At 64.9% G+C, this 20,827-nt stretch carries 18 protein-coding genes; 7 read left to right on the top strand and 11 right to left on the bottom strand.

Going from position 1 to position 20,827, the window contains the following annotated elements; all coding sequences use genetic code 11:
* Positions 1–144: 144 nt before the first annotated feature.
* The 5 genes from LB564_RS09015 (at position 145) to dnaQ (ending at position 4,125) form a co-directional block, all read left to right on the top strand.
* Entirely contained in the window at positions 145–966 is an 822-nt protein-coding gene (locus LB564_RS09015; protein ID WP_140703633.1) for a pyruvate, water dikinase regulatory protein, read from the top strand.
* Between the two features lie 288 nt (positions 967–1,254).
* Entirely contained in the window at positions 1,255–1,854 is a 600-nt protein-coding gene (locus tag LB564_RS09010; protein ID WP_224536847.1) for a Maf-like protein, read from the top strand.
* Positions 1,847–2,731: a shikimate dehydrogenase gene (locus tag LB564_RS09005; RefSeq protein WP_224536844.1), complete on the top strand. Its 885-nt coding sequence runs from the start codon at positions 1,847–1,849 to the stop codon at positions 2,729–2,731. Before LB564_RS09010 ends, LB564_RS09005 begins: the two co-directional genes overlap by 8 nt.
* Positions 2,728–3,309: a dephospho-CoA kinase gene (gene coaE, locus LB564_RS09000; protein ID WP_224536841.1), complete on the top strand. Its 582-nt coding sequence runs from the start codon at positions 2,728–2,730 to the stop codon at positions 3,307–3,309. Before LB564_RS09005 ends, coaE begins: the two co-directional genes overlap by 4 nt.
* 90 nt (positions 3,310–3,399) lie before the next feature.
* Positions 3,400–4,125: a DNA polymerase III subunit epsilon gene (gene dnaQ, locus LB564_RS08995; RefSeq protein WP_224536839.1), complete on the top strand. Its 726-nt coding sequence runs from the start codon at positions 3,400–3,402 to the stop codon at positions 4,123–4,125.
* Positions 4,126–4,134: 9 nt separating this feature from the next.
* Here the strand turns inward: dnaQ and LB564_RS08990 are convergent, their stop codons facing one another.
* The 9 genes from LB564_RS08990 to LB564_RS08950 all read right to left on the bottom strand — a co-directional run bounded on the left by LB564_RS08990 (position 4,135) and on the right by LB564_RS08950 (position 15,869).
* Entirely contained in the window at positions 4,135–5,085 is a 951-nt protein-coding gene (locus LB564_RS08990; RefSeq protein ID WP_224536837.1) for an alpha/beta hydrolase, read from the bottom strand.
* An 18-nt stretch (positions 5,086–5,103) separates the two neighbouring features.
* Positions 5,104–5,784 (bottom strand): isochorismatase family protein, encoded by a 681-nt coding sequence (locus tag LB564_RS08985; RefSeq protein ID WP_224536833.1) that lies wholly within the window; start codon positions 5,782–5,784, stop codon positions 5,104–5,106.
* Positions 5,785–6,050: 266 nt separating this feature from the next.
* The gene (locus LB564_RS08980; RefSeq protein ID WP_224536829.1) at positions 6,051–7,355 is read right to left on the bottom strand and encodes a M24 family metallopeptidase; all 1,305 of its coding nucleotides are present in this window, start codon (positions 7,353–7,355) and stop codon (positions 6,051–6,053) included.
* A 321-nt stretch (positions 7,356–7,676) separates the two neighbouring features.
* The gene (locus tag LB564_RS08975) at positions 7,677–8,645 is read right to left on the bottom strand and encodes a GlxA family transcriptional regulator (protein ID WP_140703617.1); all 969 of its coding nucleotides are present in this window, start codon (positions 8,643–8,645) and stop codon (positions 7,677–7,679) included.
* 248 nt (positions 8,646–8,893) lie between these two features.
* Positions 8,894–10,075, bottom strand: a complete 1,182-nt coding sequence (locus tag LB564_RS08970; RefSeq protein WP_224536826.1) for a trans-sulfuration enzyme family protein — start codon at positions 10,073–10,075, stop codon at positions 8,894–8,896.
* The gene (locus tag LB564_RS08965; protein WP_411910145.1) at positions 10,072–11,526 is read right to left on the bottom strand and encodes a pyridoxal-phosphate dependent enzyme; all 1,455 of its coding nucleotides are present in this window, start codon (positions 11,524–11,526) and stop codon (positions 10,072–10,074) included. The genes LB564_RS08970 and LB564_RS08965 overlap by 4 nt, the downstream gene beginning before the upstream one ends.
* 748 nt (positions 11,527–12,274) lie before the next feature.
* Positions 12,275–13,627: an FAD/NAD(P)-binding protein gene (locus tag LB564_RS08960; protein ID WP_224536824.1), complete on the bottom strand. Its 1,353-nt coding sequence runs from the start codon at positions 13,625–13,627 to the stop codon at positions 12,275–12,277.
* Positions 13,628–13,658: 31 nt separating this feature from the next.
* Positions 13,659–14,132 carry an RrF2 family transcriptional regulator gene (locus tag LB564_RS08955; RefSeq protein WP_140703612.1) on the bottom strand — a complete coding sequence of 158 codons (474 nt, stop codon included), beginning with the start codon at positions 14,130–14,132 and terminating at the stop codon, positions 13,659–13,661.
* Positions 14,133–14,678: 546 nt separating this feature from the next.
* Entirely contained in the window at positions 14,679–15,869 is a 1,191-nt protein-coding gene (locus tag LB564_RS08950) for a helix-turn-helix transcriptional regulator (protein WP_224536822.1), read from the bottom strand.
* 515 nt (positions 15,870–16,384) lie between these two features.
* Between LB564_RS08950 and LB564_RS08945 the strand changes: the two genes are divergently transcribed.
* Complete coding sequence (locus LB564_RS08945; RefSeq protein WP_181173611.1) at positions 16,385–17,017, top strand: LysE family translocator; 633 nt, start codon at positions 16,385–16,387, stop codon at positions 17,015–17,017.
* A gap of 74 nt (positions 17,018–17,091) precedes the next feature.
* Here the strand turns inward: LB564_RS08945 and LB564_RS08940 are convergent, their stop codons facing one another.
* Entirely contained in the window at positions 17,092–17,715 is a 624-nt protein-coding gene (locus LB564_RS08940) for a hypothetical protein (RefSeq protein ID WP_224536820.1), read from the bottom strand.
* A gap of 94 nt (positions 17,716–17,809) precedes the next feature.
* The gene (locus LB564_RS08935; RefSeq protein WP_224536817.1) at positions 17,810–18,997 is read right to left on the bottom strand and encodes a YadA-like family protein; all 1,188 of its coding nucleotides are present in this window, start codon (positions 18,995–18,997) and stop codon (positions 17,810–17,812) included.
* 572 nt (positions 18,998–19,569) lie between these two features.
* Between LB564_RS08935 and LB564_RS08930 the strand changes: the two genes are divergently transcribed.
* Positions 19,570–20,730 carry a helix-turn-helix transcriptional regulator gene (locus LB564_RS08930; RefSeq protein ID WP_224536814.1) on the top strand — a complete coding sequence of 387 codons (1,161 nt, stop codon included), beginning with the start codon at positions 19,570–19,572 and terminating at the stop codon, positions 20,728–20,730.
* Positions 20,731–20,827: the final 97 nt, after the last annotated feature.

The following is a 20,827-nucleotide window of genomic DNA, read 5'->3' as shown; positions in this document are numbered from 1 at the left end:
TCCACGGACTTGTCCCCAGCCGCCCGGCCAAGCTGACAGCGCATCGAATTGTGGACAAACCGCCATCTGATACAGTCGCCCCTGGCCAGTGCACCCGCCTGTCTAACCTTATCCACATCCGCCCACAGCCCCAGGTGACCCCCTGTGAACAAACCCCAGAGCTTCTTCCACCTGCATCTGATTTCCGACGCGACGGGGGAAACGCTGCTCGCCGCCGGCCGCGCGGCCTCGGCACAGTATAAGGATGCGCGCGCCATCGAACATATCTACCCGCTCATCCGCACCGAAAAGCAGGTCGCCAAGGTGTTCGAGGACATAGAGGAGGAGCCGGGCATCATCCTCTATACGGTGGTCGACCAGAAGCTGGCGCGCGGCATCGACGAACGCTGCGCGGCCATGGGCCTGCCCTGCGTGTCGGTGCTGGAGCCGGTACTGACCGTCTTCCAGTCCTATCTCGGCACCCCGGCCGGCCGCCGCGTCGGCGCCCAGCATGTTCTCGACGCCGAATATTTCCGCCGCATCGACGCGCTCAATTTCACCATGGACCATGATGACGGCCAGCTGCCGGCCAATATGGATGACGCCGATGTCGTGCTGATCGGCATATCGCGGACGTCGAAGACGCCGACCAGCATCTATCTCGCCAACCGCGGCATCAAGACCGCCAACATCCCGATCGTGCTCGGCGTGCCGGTGCCCGAAAGCCTGGTCAGCGCCAGGACACCGCTGGTCGTCGGATTGATCGCCACCGCCGAGCGCATCTCGCATGTGCGCCAGAACCGCATCCTCGGCAATTCGAGCACCTATGTGCCGACCGACTATGTCGACCGCGCCGCCATCAACGAGGAACTCGCCTACGCCCGCCAGATCTGCACCCGCCATGGCTGGCCGATGATCGACGTCAGCCGCCGCTCGATCGAGGAGACGGCCGCGGCCATCGTTGCCCTGCGGGGGAAGACGCGGTAGATGAGCGGACAGTGAGTTTTCCGAGTCACCTTTAGCGGAGGTCGGCGCCGCCCCTCACCTGCCTGCCGGCATCCTCGCCCCGCATAGTGACGGGGAGAGGGGCGCTGTCGTCGATGGTTTCGCCAATCGCCAGCGTTGCCGCAAAGAGCGGCTGCACTGAAGCTGCCCCTTTCTCCCCGTCTCTATACGGGGAGAAATGTCCGGCAGGACAATGAGGGGCGGCGCCAACCTTAGAGAGTAAAGCTCCTCATACGCCAACCGCGTTTGTATCTGCGCCCGAGTGCAAAAATGACAGAAAAAATCATCCTCGCTTCAGGCAGTCCGTTCCGCAAGGCGATGCTGGTCAATGCCGGCGTCGATATCGAGGCGGTTCCGGCGACGCTCGACGAGCGCGCGCTGGAAGCGCCGTTGCAGGACAGCGGCGCCTCGCCCGAGGACGTCGCTTTGGTGCTGGCCGAAGCCAAGGCGACCGAAGTCAGCGAGCGCCGGCCCGGCGCGCTGGTGCTTGGCTGCGACCAGACTTTGTCGCTCGGCGACGAGGTGTTCCACAAGCCGGCCGACATGGAAGGCGCGCGACGGCATCTCCTGGCGCTGTCGGGCAAGACCCATCAGCTCAACAGCGCCGCCGTGCTGGTGCGCGACGGCAATGTGCTGTGGCGCCATGTCGGCATCGCCTCGATGACCATGCGCAAGCTCGACCCGGCCTTCATTGGCCGCCATCTCGCCCGGGTCGGCGCCAAGGCCTTGTCGAGCGTCGGCGCCTATCAGATCGAGGGCGAAGGCATCCAGCTGTTCGAAAAAATCGAAGGCGACCATTTCACCATTGTCGGCCTGCCGCTGCTGCCGCTGCTGGCGGAACTGCGCACACTGGGAGCCATCGATGGCTGAGGCAATGAAGAAAGCCTTCGTTACCGGCCATCCGATAAAACATTCGCGCTCGCCGATGATCCACGGCCACTGGCTGGCCGAACACGGCATCGACGGCAGCTACCGGGCGATCGATGTCGCGCCCGAGAATTTCGCCGATTTCCTGGCGAGCCTGCAGGCCAATGGCTATCGCGGCGGCAACGTCACCATCCCGCACAAGGAGGCCGCCTTTGCCGGGGTCGCGCGCCGCGACCATGCGGCCGACGAGATCGGCGCCGTCAACACGCTGTGGCTCGAGGACGGTACCTTGTGGGGCGGCAACACCGACGGCCACGGCTTTGCCGCCAATCTCGACGATTACGCTCCGGGCTGGGCGTCGGATGGCCCGGCCGTGGTGCTGGGCGCCGGCGGCGCCGCCCGCGCCGTCATCCACGCGCTGAAGACGCGCGGCCTCAAGGACATCCGCATCGTCAACCGCACGCTCGCCCGGGCACTCGAATTGCGCGACCGCTTTGGCGCCGGCGTTTCGGCGCATGAATTGGCCGCGACCGCCGAATTGCTGCGCGATGCCGGCCTGCTGGTCAACACCACGGCGCTGGGCATGCAGGGCAATGAGGGCCTGCCCGCCGACCCCAGCGGTCTGCCCGCCGACCCCAGGGGTCTGCCCGCCGACCCCGCGCTGCTGCCCGACCATGCCGTGGTCAACGACATCGTCTATGTGCCGCTCGAGACTCCCCTGCTCGCCGCCGCGCGGGCCCGAGGGCTGAAGACGGTCGACGGGCTCGGCATGCTGCTCAACCAGGCGGTGCCCGGCTTCGAGCGCTGGTTTGGCGTCAGGCCGAAGGTCACGGCTGAGCTCCGCGCGCTCATCGTTGCCGATCTGGCGCCGAAACCATGATCGTGCTCGGCCTCACCGGCTCGATCGGCATGGGCAAGTCGACCACGGCCAGGATGTTCGCCGAGGCCGGTGTGCCGGTGCATGATTCCGACGAGACGGTGCACCGGCTCTATGCCGGCAAGGCGACCCCCCTTGTCGAGGCCGCCTTTCCCGGCACCACCGCTGACGGAAGCGTCGACCGGACAAAACTCGGCACCCGTGTGCTCGGCGACGCGGCCGCGCTGAAACAGCTCGAAGCCATCATCCACCCGTTGGTCCGCGCCGATGCCGATGCCTTCCTGGCCAAGCATCGTAACGCCGGCGAATCGATCGCCGTCCTCGACATCCCCCTGCTGTTCGAAACCGGCGGCCGTCGCCGGGTCGACAAGGTCGTCGTCGTCACCGCGCCGGCCGAAATCCAGCGCCAGCGCGTGCTGGCCCGGCCTGGCATGAGCGAGGAAAAATTGGCTTCGATCCTGGCCAAGCAGGTGCCGGACGCCGAAAAGCGCCGGCTGGCCGATTTCGTCATCGACACCGGTAAGGGGCTGGACGCGGCGCGTGCCGCGGTAGCGGCCATCATTGCGGAACTTCGGGGATAAGCGGGGCTGCTGACGGCATGCCGTCAGCATTGCCCATTGCCATTTTGTTCCGGTCTGGCGATTCTGCTTCCCTAGGAGCGACCTGATTCGATGCGTGAGATCATCTTCGACACCGAAACCACCGGCCTCGATGCGCGCGACGACCGCGTGATCGAGCTTGGCGGCGTCGAGCTGGTCAATCGTTTTCCGACCGGCAGGACCTTCCATCACTATATCAACCCGCAAGGGCGCGCGATCCATGCCGAGGCGCAGGCCGTGCACGGCATCAGCGCCGCCGACCTCGCGGGGAAGCCGAGTTTCGCCGAAATCGCCGAGGAATGGCTGCGGTTCACGGAAGGCGCCAAGCTGGTGGCCCACAACGCCACGTTCGATATCGGCTTCCTCAATGTCGAATTCGGCCGGCTCGGTCATCCGCCCGTCGACAACGGGCTTGTCGTCGACACGCTGGCCTTGGCGCGCCGCAAGCACCCGATGGGTCCCAATTCGCTCGATGCGCTGTGTCGGCGCTACGGCATCGACAACACCAAGCGCACCAAGCACGGGGCCCTGCTCGATTCCGAATTGCTGGCCGAGGTCTATATCGAGCTGATCGGCGGCAAGCAGGCGGCGCTCATTCTCGACAGCGCCACCGCGCCGGCCCAGGGCGAGAATGTCCGCTATATCGAGATCATCGTCGCCGAACGACCGGCGCCGCTCGTGCCACGGCTGACCGAAGCCGAGCGCGCGGCCCACGCCGCCATGGTCGCCACGCTCGGCGAAAAGGCGCTGTGGCTGAAAGCAGCGTCTTCCGAGACAAGCGCCGCGACGGCTTCGTAACCCGGACCTTCAGTAGGGCCACTCCTCCCGACCCAGCGCGGCGACCGCGGCGATGATGCGCGCAAAGGCTTCGGCCGCTGTCGGCATCGTTGTGCGGGCGCGCAGGAAACTGTGCACCAGGCGGGGCTCCTCATGCCACCATGCCTTGCCGCCGGCGTCCAGGACGTGGTCGCGATAGGCCTCGCCATCCGATGACAGCGGATCGCATTCGGCCGTGATGATCACCGTTGGCGGCAGGCTGGAAAAATCCGTGTCGCGCAGCGGCGAGAAGGTCGGATCGTCGGGCGATTGCTTCCTCGCCGAGCGGACGTCGCGGTAGAAGGCGACATCGCCTGTCGACAGCAGCGGCGCGTCGGCGTGTTCGATATAGGAGCCCATCGCCTCGTTGCCGCCGAGATCGGGATAGATCAACACCTGGCCGATCGCGGCACGCGGATGGCGACGCGCGGCCTGTGCCACACCAGCCGCCAGATTGCCGCCCGCACTTTCACCGCACAGCACGAGCGGCAGCTCGCTGCTTGCGGCCGCCCATTCGAAAGCCGCCAGCGCATCGTTGAAGGCGGCGGGATGAAGGTGTTCGGGGGCCAGCCGGTAGTCGACCGACAGCACGTCGAAGCCGGTGCCGGCGCAAAGTTCCGCGCAGATGTCGTCATGGCTTTCGAGGCTGCCGAGGATGAAGCCGCCGCCGTGGAAATAGAGCACCGTCGCCCGCGGCGCCGCGCCGGCGAGCCGGTAGTGGCGGACCGGGATGTCATGTTTCGAACCGGCAACCAGGCTGTCGCTGGCCTTGACCCCGGGCGGACGGCCCTGGTGGAAGGCGCGGCACATCCTGGCATAGACCGCGCGCTGCTTGTCGACCGGCAGGCCTGATATCCGCGGCGGATAAAAGGCGTTGACGCTGTCGATATAGGCCCACAGCGCCGGGTCGAGCCAGGTTTCATATTTGCCGCGGCCGGTCATTTCAGCCCAAGGCGCCCATCAAAGCTCGGCATAGAGACGGGCGGCGTTGTCGAAGCTGAAGCGCAGCGGTACCGAGCCCTCGACCTGCCAGACGGTGGCGGTCTCGCCGGCCAGCAGCCGGCAGGCGCCGTCGGTGTCGGTCACCGCGCCGCCATAGAGCCGGTTGGCAAGGTTGAGGATACCGGTCTGGTGCATCGCCGCGCTGCCGCTGCCACAGGCGTCCTTGACCAGAAGCACGCGAAATCCCTTCGCCACCGCATCCTTTACGCTGGCGTCGATGCAGGCCTCGGTCCACACGCCCGCGACAACAAGCCATTCGATGCCGGAAGCCTTGAGCCGGTCGGCGGCCGGACCGGAGCGGAAGGCGCTGGCCTCGGCCTTGATCAGCAGCGCCTCACCCGGCGCCGGCGCCACCTCATGGCAGATTTCGGTCAGCGGGTCGCTCTTGTCGGAAAAGGCCGACTTGCCGTCCTCGCCGACCGGATGAAACGGCCGGTCCTGGCTGTCGAGATCGACAATATAGGCCCAGTGATGCAGCGGCACATGGTTTTGCCGCGCCGCCGCCTGCAGGCGCTGGACGTTGGCGAGGATGTTTTCGTAATCCTCGACGAGGTAGCGCGGGTCCCGCCGGTGCTCTTCCTGCAGGTCGATGAACACGGCGGCCACCGTGCCGCGCTTGATGGAGATGGGGGCTTTCATGTGGATGGGCCTTCGCCCCAAGATACCTCCAAACGCTGGAGGGGCAGCGCCCCCCTCTGCCCTGCCGGGCATCTCCCCCTCAAGGGGGGAGATTGGCGGTTGCGAATGCTTTCGCCAATCGCCAGCGTTGCAGGAAAAAGCGCTGCAAGCGAAGCTGCCGATCTCCCCCCTAGAGGGGGAGATGGCCGGCAGGCCAGAGGGGGGGCGCCACGGAACGAGGCGCTCGTTCTTCAGCTGCGATACTTCTCCGAGATGAGCAACCAGCGTCAAACCTCTTTCTCCAGAAACGCATCCTCATAGGGAAAGCGCGACAGAAGCTCCGTGCCGGTCTCGGTGATCAGGATCTCGTCCTCCAGCTTGACGCCCTCGCGGCCGCCCTTTTCGCCGATATAGCTTTCCACGCTCACCACCATGCCTGGCACGATATGACCGTCGCGGCCATAGGTCTCGTAGTCCATGGCATGCGCGATGAACGGCGTCTCGCCATGCATGCCGACGCCGTGCATGACCGAAGTGTAGCGCTGATCGACGAAGCGGTCCGGGATTTTCCACGCCTTTTCGGCCATCTCGCGAAAAGCCATGCCGGGTTTGACGACCGAGATGTTGTGCTGAACCTGGTCGTGCGCCATGCGGTAGAGCGATTTCTGGTAAGGCGTCGGCTTGCCCGGACCGCAGCGGAAGGTGCGGGAAAAATCGGAGTAATAGCCATAGCAGCCGATCGTGTCGGTATCGAGCGCCAGCAACTCGCCGGGCCTGATCTTGCGGCCGCTGGCCTCGTTGAACCACGGATTGGTGCGCTGGCCGGACGTGAGCAACCGCGTCTCGATGAACTCGCCGCCCTGGCGGATGACCTCGCCATACATCATGGCGAACAGGTCGTTTTCGGAGACGCCGGGCTTGATCGCCTCGCGCACGGCATAGACGGCGGCCTCGGCGCCGGCCATCGACACCTGCAGGCATTTGACCTCCTCCGGCGTCTTCACCGCGCGCACCGCCAGAATCTCGCCCTGGCAGTCGCGGACCTCGCAGCCGCGCTTTTCCAGCGCCAGCGCCTGCAGATGGCTGCAGCGGTCGAGCCCGAGCTTCATCGAGCCGCCGCCATGGTTTTTCAGCAGTTCGGCGATCTCGTCGGCGAACGGCCCGGCGGTTTCATCGTCGCGGCCCGACACCGAAGACCAGACGAGCTTGGAAGGACGCGCCTCGTCGATCGTGTCGAGCACCATGGAGACATGGTAGCTCTGCGGGTACTCGAACAGCACGATCGGCCCTTCGGTCGGAATGAAGAAATAGCGGGTCGAGTTGCGCAGGAAATAGCCGAACATGTTGCGCGACCCAGTGGCGTAGCGCTGGTTGTAGGGGTCGAACAAAACGACGCCGCCATAGCCGGCCTCGCGCATCCAGCCGCGCAGCTTGGCCAGCCGGCCCTTTCGCAGCGCATCGGCATCGATAAAGGAGGGCTCGGTGTCCGACAGCCACATGCCGCCGGCCGGATCGGCGGCGGCCGGGTGGCGCATACGATCCTTGAAGTCGACGTCCTCGGTGCTGTCGGGGTCGAATACGACGATGCTCATGGGGGGGGTCGGCCTTGGGTGGTTTGCAGGGCTTGACCATGGGGCAGGAGGCGACGAGGGATTGTGCGGAAAACCGCGTGTATTGTGCGGGATGCCGCTGAAGGAACAAGAGAGGCAGGCGCCAGGCGCCCCCCTCTGTCCTGCCGGACATCTCCCCCTCAAGTGGGGAGATCGGCAGTCTGTTCGGGCGGCGCCCTTCTAACAACGTTTGTGATTGGCGAAAGCGGAGGTGACAGCCAATCTCCCCCCAAAGAGGGGGAGATGTCCGGCAGGACAGAGGGGGGCGCTGCCCCGCCAACATCTCACAGCTTCAGCGCGCGCCTAATGCCGCCGCGCCATCTTCGGCGCGTGGCCATGCTCCTCGCGAAAGGCCCGGGCAAAGCTCGACATCGAGGCGAAGCCGCAGGCCAGCGCCACGTCGCGGACGGCGAGCGTCGAGTGCGCCAGCAGATCGGCGGCACGCTTCAGCCTGAGCCGCCGGTAGTAGCCGTTGGGCGAGATGTCCAGTTCGGAGCGGAAGGAGCGTTCGAGCTTGTCGGACGAGACGCCGAGCTTGGCGGTCAGCTCGGCCATCCCCAACCTTTCCTCCACCGCGTCCTCCATGATGGCGATGGCCGACAGCACCAGTTCGTTCTGGACGCCGGTGCGCAGGCGCAGCGGCATCAGCTTGCGGTCGACGCTGGAGCGCAGCTGGCTGTGCACGAACCATTCGGCGACGCCGGCGGCAAGCTCGGCCCCATAATCCCGGGTGATGATCTCCAGCATCATGTCGAGGCTGCCGACGCCGCCCGCCGAAGTGAAGCGCTTGCGGTCGATGACATAGAGGTCGCGCCGCAACTCGATGTTGGGAAAGGCCTCGGTGAAGGCGGCCTGGCTGGTCCAGTGCAAGGTGCAGGCATGGCCGTCGAGCAGGCCCGCACGCGCCAGGAAGAACGCCGCGTCCGCCACCGCTCCAATATGAGCGCCATTGCGCAGACTGCGGCGGATCCAGCTCGCCGCGTCCTCGGCGACGAGATGATCGGCGTCGCCGCCCGAACAGACGACGATGCGGTCGACCTTGGGCGCGGCCTCCGCGTAAAAACCTGGCTGGATGACGACCCCGTTCGAAGCCTCGACGGGTCCCTCAGTCGCGCCGACGATGATCCAGCGGTAGCACGCTTTCTTGGCCAGAATGTTGGCCGCGCGCAGCGGCTCGATGACGGAACTGAACGCCATCATCGGAAAGCCGGGGAAGACAAGCACCGCGAAGGTGAGGGGCTCGGTGGGTTTGGGTGGGTCGCGCATGGCCATGGCGCTACATCTCGGGCGAATGGCGGTCGGGGTCAATTGGACTGGTGGCCAACTACTAATTGTGAGGCGTCAGCGCTGCCCCTCACCTGCCTGCTGTTATCACGTGCTTCGCCAATCGCCGACATTGCAAAGAGGGCGCCGAGGTCGCAGCCGCCCCTTCTCCCCGTCACTATACGGGGAGAAGTGCCCGGCAGGGCGATGAGGGGCGGCGCCAGCTTTGGCGATTGGCTCGCCTCAGCCAAGCGGCTTCACCCCCGCAGCGCCTGCTCCAGATCCGCGATCAGATCATCGCCGTCCTCTATCCCCGCCGACAATCTTACCAGCGAATCCGATATCCCGATCTCCTCGCGCTTCTCCGCCGGGATCGAGCCATGCGTCATCAGCGCGGGGTGTTCGATCAGGCTCTCCACGCCGCCGAGGCTTTCGGCCAGCGTGAACAATTGCGTGCGTTCGAGGAAACGCTTTGTCCCGGCGAGGTCGCGGTCCAGCACAACCGTGATCATGCCGCCGAAGGCATTCATCTGCTGGACCGCGATGGCGTGCTGGGGATGGCTGGCGAGGCCGGGATAGATGACGCGGCGCACATCTTTTCGCGCTTCCAGCCATTGCGCGATTTTCAGCCCATTGTTGGAATGGCGCTCCATCCTGAGTGCCAGGGTCTTCAACCCGCGCAGCGCCAGGAAACTGTCGAACGGGCCAGAAATGGCGCCGATGGCGTTCTGCAGGAACTTCAGCCGGTCGGCGAGATCCTTGTTGTCGCCGACCACGGCGACGCCGCCGACCATGTCGGAATGGCCGTTGAGATATTTGGTCGTCGAGTGCACCACGATGTCGATGCCGAGTTCCAGCGGCCGCTGGATATAGGGGCTGCAGAACGTGTTGTCGGCGACCGACAGGATACCCCGGCGCCTGGCGAGCGCCGCGACGCCTTCGAGGTCGACGATGCGCAGCAGCGGGTTGGTCGGCGTTTCGACCCAGAGCATTTTCGTTTCCGGCCGGATCGCGGCCTCCACGGCCGCAAGGTCGGTGAAGTCGACGAAGCTCACCTGCAGGTTGGCCGAGCGCTTGCGCACCCGTTCCATCAGCCGGAAGGAGCCGCCATAGATGTCGTCGGTGGCGACGATATGGGCGCCCGAATCGAGCAGCTCCAGGACAGTGGCGATCGACGCCAGGCCGGAAGCGAAAGCGAATGCGGCCGAGCCGCTTTCCAGGTCCGCCACCGCGCGCTCGAAGGCGAAGCGCGTCGGGTTCTGGCTGCGGGCATATTCGAAGCCCTTGTGCACGCCGGGCGATTGCTGGGCAAAGGTCGAGGTGGCGTAGATCGGCACCATCACCGCGCCGGTCAGCGGGTCGTGGCTCTGGCCGCCATGAATGGTGCGCGTCGAAAAGGCCAGGCGGTTCTTGCCGGCCGGCGGGGTGTGTTTGGTCATCGGGCGCGCCTCAGATGGTTGATCAGGTCGATGCGTGTGATCAGGCCGACGAACTCGTCGCCGTCGAAGATGATGGCGACCTCGTTGCGGTCGAACACCGGCAGCAGCGCATCCAGCGTCTGGCTGGCCTGCAGCGTGTGCAGATTGGAGGTCATCGCCGTACGCACCGGGCCGTTGAAACGCTCCCAGCGCCCGTCATAGGGACCGTCGACATGGGCGAGAATATCGCTCTCGTCGACGATGCCGACCAGCTTGCCATTGTCCAGCACCGGCAGTTGCGACACATCCGAGCGGCGCATGCGGCCATAGGCGTTGAGCAGGCTCTCGTCCGGCCCGACCCAGACAGTGTCGCCGGTCCGGTGCGAGCGCATGACGAGGTCGCGCAGGTCGCCATGCTGTTCGTGTTCGGCCAGCCCCTGCTCGGCCAGCCAGAAATCGTCGAACACCTTTGACAGATATTTGTTGCCGCTGTCGCAGACGAAGGTCACGACGCGCTTGGGCACCGTTTGCTCGCGGCAATAGCGCAAAGCCGCCGAGAGCAGCGTGCCGGAGGAAGAGCCTGCCAAAATGCCTTCCCGCGACAAGAGATCGCGCACCGCCAGCATGCTTTGCTTGTCGGTGATGGAGTAGGCTTTCCTGACCAGCGATAAATCGGCATTGGGCGGCACGAAATCCTCGCCGATGCCTTCCACCGTCCAGCTGCCCGCCTCTTCCATCTTGCCGGTCTTGATCAAGGGCGCCAGCACCGAGCCGACCGGATCGGCCAGCACCATCTCCGTCTTCGGCGACACTTCGGCGAAGTAGCGGCCAAGCCCGGTCAGCGTGCCGCCGGAGCCGACGCCGACCACCACCGCGTCGACATCGCCGTCGAGTTGCGCAAAGATTTCCGGGCCGGTCGTCGTCTCATGCGCCAGCGGGTTGGCCGGATTGGCGAACTGGTTGGCGTAGAAGGCGCCGGGCAGTTCGGCGGCGATTTTTTCCGCCATGTCCTGATAGTATTCGGCATGGCCCTTGCCGACATCCGAGCGCGTCATGCGCACCTCGGCGCCGAGCGCGCGCAGATGCTGGATTTTTTCGCGCGACATCTTGTCGGGCACGACGAGGATGATGCGGTAGCCCTTGGGAATGCCGACCTGGGCGAGGCCAAGCCCGGTATTGCCGGCGGTCGCCTCGACGATGGTGCCGCCCGGCTTCAGCCTTCCATCCCTCTCGGCCGCCGCGATCATGGACAGCGCGATGCGGTCCTTGATCGAGCCGCCGGGATTCTGGCTCTCGAGCTTGATGAACAGCCGGCATTTTCCGGTGTCGAATTTGGTCAACTCGACAATAGGCGTCTGCCCGATCAGGTCGAGCACCGAGGCAAAGGGCGGGCGCAGCCGCGACATTGCGCTGTCCGGCGCGGCGCCGTCCGAGGCGGCATTGCCGGCCGTGGCTTTTCTGTGCTCGCTCATGTCGGAGCCTCCTTGGATCAACCTAGCGTCTTTTCCAGCCGATCGCAGTTGGAAAGAAGATAGATCGTGCCAATCCGGGGGCCAGACGAGGAATGAAATTCCAGCGGCGCTTCAGAGCGCCGACCTCGACGACCCCGGCAATCGCCATCCGGGCGCCTCGGCGTAGGAGGGACTTCAGTCTTAGTTGAGCTGTAGCTAATGTAAGTATAGCTTGGTCGTGCGGGGGACGATCCCTAATCGAAGCCAAAACCCGCAATGGCCGGTGCGACCCGCTTCCAACCCAAGCATCCCCGCACCGGCCATTCTTTTCTCCCGGGTCGGGTCGCCTCATGGCCGATCCGCCGTCGCAACCCCGTCAAGGAAATCGGTCCGACCTCTGTGGAAAAGGCCGCGGCTCGAAACCGGGCTTGGAAGGGGACGGCAGACGGATCGGTTCCTTTTTGCAAGCCGATTTGCATCGCCATCACGCGAAACTGTATCAAGCTACATATATCTCGATTGACTAAAGTAACGGAACGTCCAATGGACAAGCACGGAACGTTCGAAGGCCCCTCGGACCAAGGCCTATTGGCGTGCAAGACTTTAGTCCCGCCGTCTTATAGTTAAGAACGGAAGTTGTTCAGCCCGACATAGGGCAGCGCGGAATGAATACCAGACCGCGCTCAACTGAACATGGTGTGATCGCGGAAGGCTCACGAGTCGAGGCGGGTACGGTTCCGCCAAACAGGTGATCGCCGCCCGGAATTGCCTACCCCAGCAACTGCTTGCTCAGCCTGGCGCACTGGACGCGGATATCGGGAATGGCGTCGATCTCGAAGAAGGTGCCGCGCGACAGCGGCCCGACGGCGAGGATTTTCCGCGAAACCGAGCCGTCGGCGGCGATGATCTCGCAATTGGCCGAGACGTCGAGGCCGATACGCAGCGGATCCGGCCGCGCCAGCCCGCGGTCGACCAGGGAGCGCACCACGCTGTTCGAAGAGGTCGAGATGTCGCGCACGATGCCGGAGCAATCATAGATGCGGGCGACGTCGAATGTTTCGAGGCGCTGGGTGTGGCGCGACTGGACCTCCACCGCGAAACCGTCGCCCGGCGTGACGGCGACGACGCGCCCCGCGACCGGCCGGATGCGGCCGGACCGCACGGCGTCCGTCACCCTGGCGTAGACCTCGGGCGCCATGCGGTGGCGATGGATGTCCCACCAGGCCTTGGTGTGTTCGACGAAGCGGCGCTTGGCCGAGGCGGGCCAGTTCTGCCAGATCTTCTGGTTGAACGGCCGCAGGCCGTCGACGACGTCGCGCCAGTCGACCCCCGCCTTCTGGTTTTCGCGGATCAGGTCGCGGAACCAGCCGACGAAATAGGAAAGCTGGGTGCCGAGCGGGATGTCGGCGACGTCTAGCTTGATCGGGTTGCCCTTGCGGTGCGGCGAGGGCAGCAGGCCGCGCCGCGACACCGCGACGATATCGCCGCGATGGCCGCGCTGCTCCAGCGCCAGAAATGCGTCGACCATGCTGAGGCCGGTGCCCAGCACCATCACCCGGCTGTCCGGGGCAATCTCCGTGTCGGCTTCCGAGCCCATTCTGATCGCATGGCCTTGCGCCGGCTGTTCGTCATGGCCGGTCGCCAATATGGCCAGATGAGCGACGACGCTGGTGCCATTGGCAAGCGCCACATCGACGCCGGACGGGGTCGGTGTGATCGAGCGGCTCTCCTCATGGATCAGCCGCAGGCGCCCGGTTGGCTGTTCGCGGGCTTCGAGTTCGTCGAGCAACTCCCCGAGGTAGCGGGCATAGATGCTGCGCGGCGCATAGAAGGGCGTCTGCGGCGTCTGCTCCGGGCCTATCAGCCCACGCCCCTGCAGCCAGCGCCAGAAATTTCCGGGATCGTCCGCATAGGCGCTCATGCCGGCCGCGCTGACATTGAGAACATGCGCCGACAGCAGCGTCGAATAGGCGATACCCTGGCCGAAATGCGGGCGCTTTTCGATCAGCGTGACACGCAGGTCCGGATTCGGCGATTTCAACAGATGCGCGGCCAGCACGACGCCGCTGGCGCCGCCGCCGACGATGATGATGGAATTGATCGAGTTGGTCCGGCCGGTCATGCGCGATCGAGCCTCTTGCGAGGCGACGGCTTCAGGCCTGGACCTTCGCCACGACAGCCAGGTCGGTCATGCCCGGCACGACCGGCAGGTCGTCGGCGATATCGCGCATCTCGGCGAGGCTGCGCTGGTCGAGCACCTCGGCGATCGCCTGCCGAACCTCGAGCATCAGATGTCGGACTTGGCATGTCGCCTCGTTACAGTCTTCACAGCGCTGATATTGGGTACGGCTGGCGCAGGGGATAGGGGCCAGCGGACCATCCAGCACGCGCACGACGTGGCCGATCTTGATCTCGTCGGCCGGCCGCGCCAGGCGGTAGCCGCCATCCTTGCCCTTGCGGCTCTGGACGAAGCCGGCATTGCGCAGTTCGCCCAATATGGCGTCGAGGAATTTTTTCGGGATGTTGTTGCCGGTCGCGATATCGCCAACGAAAGCAAGCTGTCCGGCCGGCATCCGCGCCAGATGGACGAGCGCCTTGAGGCCGTACTTGCCTTTTTTGGTGAGCATGAACCGAACGTTTCTTTTGTCGTGCGACGGCCCCAGGCCATCCCTGCGAAACGCCTGGCGTGCCTCCCCGCCGCACCGAAGCGTCCATGACACATAAATTCTAGTGACATGATATACAAGCCAATTTCGGTTGATCTTGCTTGGATTTCAAACCGTTGCGGCGATTTTAGGCTCGCCTTGCGACCCCGGTGACACAGAAACGAGGCTTCCATACGGGCAGGCCCGCGCCCGGGAACCGGTGACGCGGGTGATCGCCACGATACGCTGATCCGCCATCGACGCCTCCAACTGCCAATGTCGATGAGATTACTATACTTACCGTCGAAGACGCGAAATCGTTTGTCAATTCCATCTCTATTTGAGGCATGGATTTGCGCGACACCCTCGAAATCGGGAATTCCGGCCGCAATTGCAGCGCGACTGGATCGGCAACTCCCAGTCCTGTTGCCTTCGATAGGCGGGATTCGGGATCTCGATATCCACCGATTGTGGTGGAGATGTTTCGAGCGGCGAGGCGTACGGGCTGTCTCCCCGGCGCGACAGCCGTCACAAGGGCGATGCCAGGGCGGCGACAAGCCTGACGAGATCGACCTGGCGGCGGACATTGGTCTTCTCGAAGACGTGCAGGAGATGGCTCTTGACCGTCGCGCCGGCCAGGCCAAGGCCACGTGCGATCTCGCGCTGGGTGCGGCCGGCGACGATCAGTTCGGCGACCCGCACCTCCGCCGGGGTCAGGCCATAGAGGGCGGCGAAGGCATCGAAGGGAAGGCTTATTGGCCTGTCGGCCGGGGCGATGAACAGGGCGGCGGTGGCGCGCCGAAACAGGCCAGGCCGGCTTTCACGTCTTTTCAGCGGCAGCACGTGAATGATGCGGGGCTCGCCGGAGAGACCACGCGTCGGAAAACCGCTGCCGCCACGACGCCCCAGTGCGACCTCGTCGCCGGCCGCCTGGGCGACCGCATCCTCGATCGCCAATGACATTTCGCGCGAGCCATCCGAGACGACGACGCGGCCGTTGCTGACCTTGATCGGGTCCTTGCGGGTCAGCATCTCCTCGGCTGCCGGATTGGCACGGATCAAGGCCATCAGTTCGTCGACCAGCACGACGCCTACGGAGAGACCGTCCAGCACGGAGGCCACGTTGGCCGCGGCGATCGACTGCAAATCGAGCAACTGGCTGATGGCGATGGCGCGCCGGAAGTGCGGGGCCAGAAGACGCAAGGCATCGAGTTCCCCGTTGCCGACAATGCCGACCGTTTCATGCCGGCCGAATGAAAGCGTGGAAACCATGCGCGAATTGCGCTCCAGCCCGATCGCGACCGCGTCGACCACCCCTTGCGGCTGAGCCCATTCGCGAAAATAGCGGCTGGCGACCAGCGCGGCATCCGGCACCGCCTGGGACTGCGCGATGGGCTCCTCGAGCGGATATTGTTTCACCTTGGTGTCGCCACCCCAGAGATCGACCAGGTCCTGGCCATAGGAAGGAAGCTCGCCGAGCTTCAATGAATCGATGCCCGTCGCGACACCGAGCGTCACTTCCCCTCCCGGGAGCGGATACACACCGAGAACCGCGTAGCAGAACTCCAGTTCCCGTCGAATGCTGTCGACGACCGCTGGCCAGCGGCTGGGGTCGAGCACGCAATCATAGATGGTGCCGATGAGTTCCGAAATGCGCTCCGCCGGATAGGACCGGCCGGTCATGCCGGCCAACGCGGGTTGGCGGCCACGGTCGAGCATGGCGTCGTGCTGCCCTGATATCGCTTCAACGGCATCAATCCTCGGTCGATTTCGCGATTTCACATGTCTGGAGTCGACAGGGAGGTGGGGGGGCGCACCGAAAGCCAACTGAAAGCGATTAGAAAAAAATGAAAGCTGGGAGTCAAGCCTAATCCAAATGGTGGACGCCGCGCCGCGTCTTTTGTGATTGGCTGCGCCGGCCCAAGGATAGACTGAATTCGGAGCCGTGCGACGCGCATCAGGAGAATTCTGGATTTTCTCCACCGCCAGTTGGCGCGTCGGCTCAGGGGATAGGACAACGTCTATACACGAAGGCACTTGAGTTAGACCTTTCTAATATTTGGAGAGAACGTCAAGACGACCGCTTGTCAGCCCCGCCGACGGTCGACCTTCCGAAACAATGTTCGAAGCAACTCACGAAAGCGGGGCGGCCCTTGCCAGCCACGGTTGGTATACGGCCGAGGTCTTGCTGGCCGAAACCCCGACGACGTGCGGTCCAAGGAAGATCTGTCAACATGTCGGGTACATCGGAACTTTTCCTCAGTGCGATGCGAGGCGCCTTGCTGGGTTTTGCGGTCGCGGCCCCCATCGGCCCCACCGGCCTTTTGTGCGTGCAGCGCACGATCACCGGCGGCATCGGGCCGGGTCTGGCGACCGGCTACGGGGCGGCGACCACGCACTCGGTCTATGCCTCCATTGCCGCCGCCGGGCTCGGGGCGGTGGCGCAGGTTCTGGTGGGCTGGCACATGTTGCTGCAGCTCTGCGCCGGCATGTTTCTGCTCTATATGTCGCTGACGGCGGCACGGCTGACGCCGTCGCTCGACACGGCGTTGCAGCGGCGCATGCCGTCGGGCCGAGCCTATCTGACGGGGCTGGTCTGGACCCTGGGCAATCCGATGACGCTGGTCGGCTTTCTCACGCTTACGCCAGGAATCCTGGGGGCCGGCGTACCATCCTGGAAAACCCTGGCGCTTGTTTCGGCCGGAGTGCTGCTCGGCTCGGCGGCCTGGTGGACAACGCTGACACTGGCCACCAACCATCTGCGCAAGCGTCTGAACGGGCGTGGGCTGCGCTATGTCAATCTCGTGTTCAGCTCGGGCCTGCTGATCTTTGCGCTGTCGCTGTTCGCACGCGCCCTGCGCGTTTGAGGTTTTGCAGGTCGAAACGGGCAGGATCGAGCTGTCGGTGTTTCCTTGAAACGATGAACAGCGCGAACGCGCGGCTACGGCTTTGTTTTCGTCTTCGGCGACACCGCCATAGAGGGGGCGTCCGGCGGCCCGGGATCGTCGGGTTTCTGTTGCTCGTCGACTGGCGTGTCAGGCGCCTGCGGCGACCCGGAGGTGAGGTTCACCGACACGCCGTAGATTTTCCACTGACGGTTCGCCGGTTCGAACAAAAGCTCGAAATTGACCTGCATCGGCACGGACGGAAAGAAGCCCGCCATGTGCAGCATGCCGTTCGGTTCGATCTGCGGCAGCAGGGTCAGTTGCGGCTCCAGCACCGCCACCGCGCCGAAATCCAGCGCCTGCTTGCGCTGGTTGGAAAAGATGTCGCCGAGCCCTGCCGCGCTGTTGGCCTGGAAGTTCGGCGAGCCGAGATCGCGCAGTACCGTGTAGTTGCCGGTCTTGTTGGCCTGGTCGAGCGCCAGAAGCGTGCCGCGGATCAGGATCAGCACGCCATTGCGATCGATCCCGGCGGCATGGGCCACGCGGACCTTGTCGCCCTTCTCGGTCTTTTTCGTCTGCGCCCACGCAACGCCCGGGGATGCCGCCATCAAGCCGGCCGCCAGCAAGGCTGCCAGGGTGGCCCGGGTCCGCCCTGTCGCCGAACGGTGTAGGCGCTTCATTTGACCTCCGCGGTCGCAATCGAGCCGGCGGCGGGCGATACTGGCGACCGCGTCTGTGGGAACGCGGCCGCCAGCGGCCCCCTCGCACTCGTGATCAGTTCAGCGTCCACGAAGCCCCGAGGCTGACGCCGACATCGCCGTGATTGGTGGTCGCCGACATGGCGGCGTTGAGCCGGAAATCCAGACTGGGATTGTAACCGAGACCGAGCGCCAGGCCCGACTGGCCCTTGAAGTTGCCGAAGCCGCCGGCCAGCGACAATTTTCCCGGCCTGTCGTCATAGCGCAGCCCGGCCGTGGCCAGAGCCAGCGCGGTGCCGGCACGGGCCTCGGTGCGGTTTTCGCTGATCTGATCGCCAAGGTCGCGGAAGCCCGCCTCGAGATCGCCGACCCGGCCGTCGAGCTGGGTAATGTTGGCGGTGTTGGTCGTCACCCTGGTATCGAGATCCGCGATCTCGTTGGTGTTGTTGGTGATACGCGTCTCATGATTGGCGAGTTCTTGGGTGTTGGAGCTGATCTGTGAGGTATTGTTGGTGATGCGCGTTTCGTGGTCGGCGAGCTCGGTGGTGTTGGCGTTGATCTGCGTCGTGTGGCTGCTCACCGTGCTTTTCAGATCGGCGATGGCGATGCCGTTCTGGGCGACCTGTGCAGGCAGATTTGTAAGCGTGGCCACATCGAATGTCGACGCCGCCAGATTGCCGCCGGCGTCCGTCGTCACCAGATAGGTCGGGCCGGACTGCGCGTCCGTGCTGGCCTGCGAAGTGATCCCGGCCAGCGTGTAGGTGTTGCTGGCCGTGCCAAGGATGACCTGATTTTTGCGCGTCGCCGTAACGCCCGCTCCGATCGCGATGGAGTTGTCTTGGAGGGCGGTCGCACCCGCGCCCAGCGCGGTGGAGTTCAAAGCGTTCGCTTTGGCCGAAGCGCCAATAGCGGTGGCATTTGACCCGCCCGCCCCTCGGGCCCCGGCCTGAGCCCCGGCGCCGATGGCTGTCGTGTTGGAATTCTCATAGTTGATAGTGGGGCTGCCATTGGGATCATAGTAACCGCCCGCGTTAGCGAGGTTGCCGAGCGCCACGCTGTTGTCGGCAATGGCACCCGCACCCTGGCCGATGGCCGTCGAGAAATCGCCATTGCTGTTGGCGAAGTATCCGCATGCGGTGGAGCGGGTCGAGCCTCCCGCATAGGCCGCTCCACCGTCCACGCCATTGAAATCCGAGCAGATGACTCCGGCGCGTGCTGCGCCCGGCGTGAAGGCGACAAAGCCGGTGGCCGCGATCGCCACCATCACTGCTGTCCCGAGGGCGGGCACTTGGGAGGATGCCACGCGCCCGAAAACCGCCGTCGCGGACGACACTAGTCCATTGCCTTTTCGACTTCGGCGCCTTGTCGTGGCTGTTTCGCTTTTTGTCTCGGCAGCGACGTCTTCCGATACGCTCACGCGTCCAATCTTTTCTGCGATCACGCTCAAAGCCCTCGCTTCATTGCCAATTAATCGACCGAGTCCCCTGCCGGGGCTGTCGGTCCCGCACGCTGGCCGAGCCGGGCGGGAGGTGCTCCGGCCATGGCTGGGCTGACAATCAAGCAGTTGCGCACTTGGCGGCTGTGCTGCCGTCCCCGAACAGCACTCGCCTTGCAAACACCGACGCCCTCGAACTCCGCGCAGGACCGCAGCACCCGACGGGGGCAACCGAACACAAAGAGAATGCCGCGTCTTCCACCATTCGGTGGATAGCGACGGCCGGAGTTCGATGGTAGCGCCCGAGGCCGGATGACCATCTCCGTCGGGAGATGACCAAAGGGCTTGCCCGATCCGGATCATGCTTTAATTTTACTGCGGTGCAGCAAGGATAGGGTGAGATGCCTTCTTCTCTCTCGTTGGGTCGGCTGTCCGAGCTGATCGGGATGATCTACGACGCCGCGATCGATCCCTCGCTTTGGCCTGTCGCGATCGACGAAATCCGCAAGGCGCTCGAATTCGACAACGCCACCTTCACCCTGCAGGCCTTGCCGTCGGGCGAGGTGCTGATCAATGTGACCAGCAACATTCCTCAGCACTATCTCGACCGGATGGCCGGCTATGGCGGGGAGGTTCTCGACCAATGGGGTGGGCTGGCGGCGTTGCGCGCTCTGCCGATGGATCAGCCGGCGGTATTGAGCCGCGTCAATCCGGACGCGGTGCGCTTCGACGTCACGACAAACCGCTACTCCCTGGAGTGGGCCAAACCGCAGGGTCTCGTCGACGTCATGGCGCTCGGGCTCGCATTCGACGAGCGCGGTCTGGGCTCGCTGGCGTTTGGCCGCCACGAAAGCGCGGGGCCGATCGGCGAGCGTGAGATCGAGGCCGCCCGATTCTTGATCCCCCATCTTCAGCGCGCGGCGACCGTCAACCGGCTGCTGGACATGGCGGCGATCGCCCGGTCGACCTTCGAGGCGGTGCTCGATACGCTGACGGCGCCGATCTTTCTCACCAGCGCCGACCTCCATGTCGTGCATGCCAACCCGGCGGCGCTCGAGCTTGTCGCCACGGGCGGCCTGCTGAGCGTCCGCAACGGCGTTCTCGTCGCCAATGTTTCAGCCGTATCCAGCGCGTTGGCCGTCGCCGTCGCCCAGGCGGCACGGGACGAGGGCGCGCTCGCCCGCAAGGGATTGGGTGTTCCGGTACGCTGGCAGGACGACTCGGCCGGGGCCCTGCATGTGTTGCCGCTGCGCCCTGGGCGCGGCTCGTTCGATGCCAGCGTGGTCGCGGCGGTGTTCGTGGCGCGCGCCGATACGCCTTTCGTCGCGCCGACCGCGCTGGTGGCGGCGCTGTTCGGTTTGACGCCCGCCGAGGCACGTGTCTTCGAGCAGATCGCGGTCGGCCGCACGGTGGAGGAGACGTCCGAAGTCCTCAACATCGGCCGCAGCACGGTCAGGACGCATCTCCTGCGGCTGTTCGAGAAGACCGGCGCGCGGCGACAGGCCGAGTTGGTTCAGCTCGCGGCGTCGCTTGCGGCACCCTTGGCCGCCAGCACTGGATAGAAGCCACCGGCGGACCCGTCACGGGCGCTTCCGCTTTCGCGCCGCGCGGGAGTGCTCCAGTTTGGGCTTGCCCGCTTCGGATCATGCGTTCATTTTG

Source organism: Mesorhizobium sp. ES1-6, from assembly GCF_020164775.1.
Classification (GTDB): Bacteria; Pseudomonadota; Alphaproteobacteria; order Rhizobiales; family Rhizobiaceae; genus Mesorhizobium.
The sequence above is the reverse complement of the archived record's forward strand: the minus strand, read 5'-3'. Positions and strand labels throughout refer to the sequence as shown.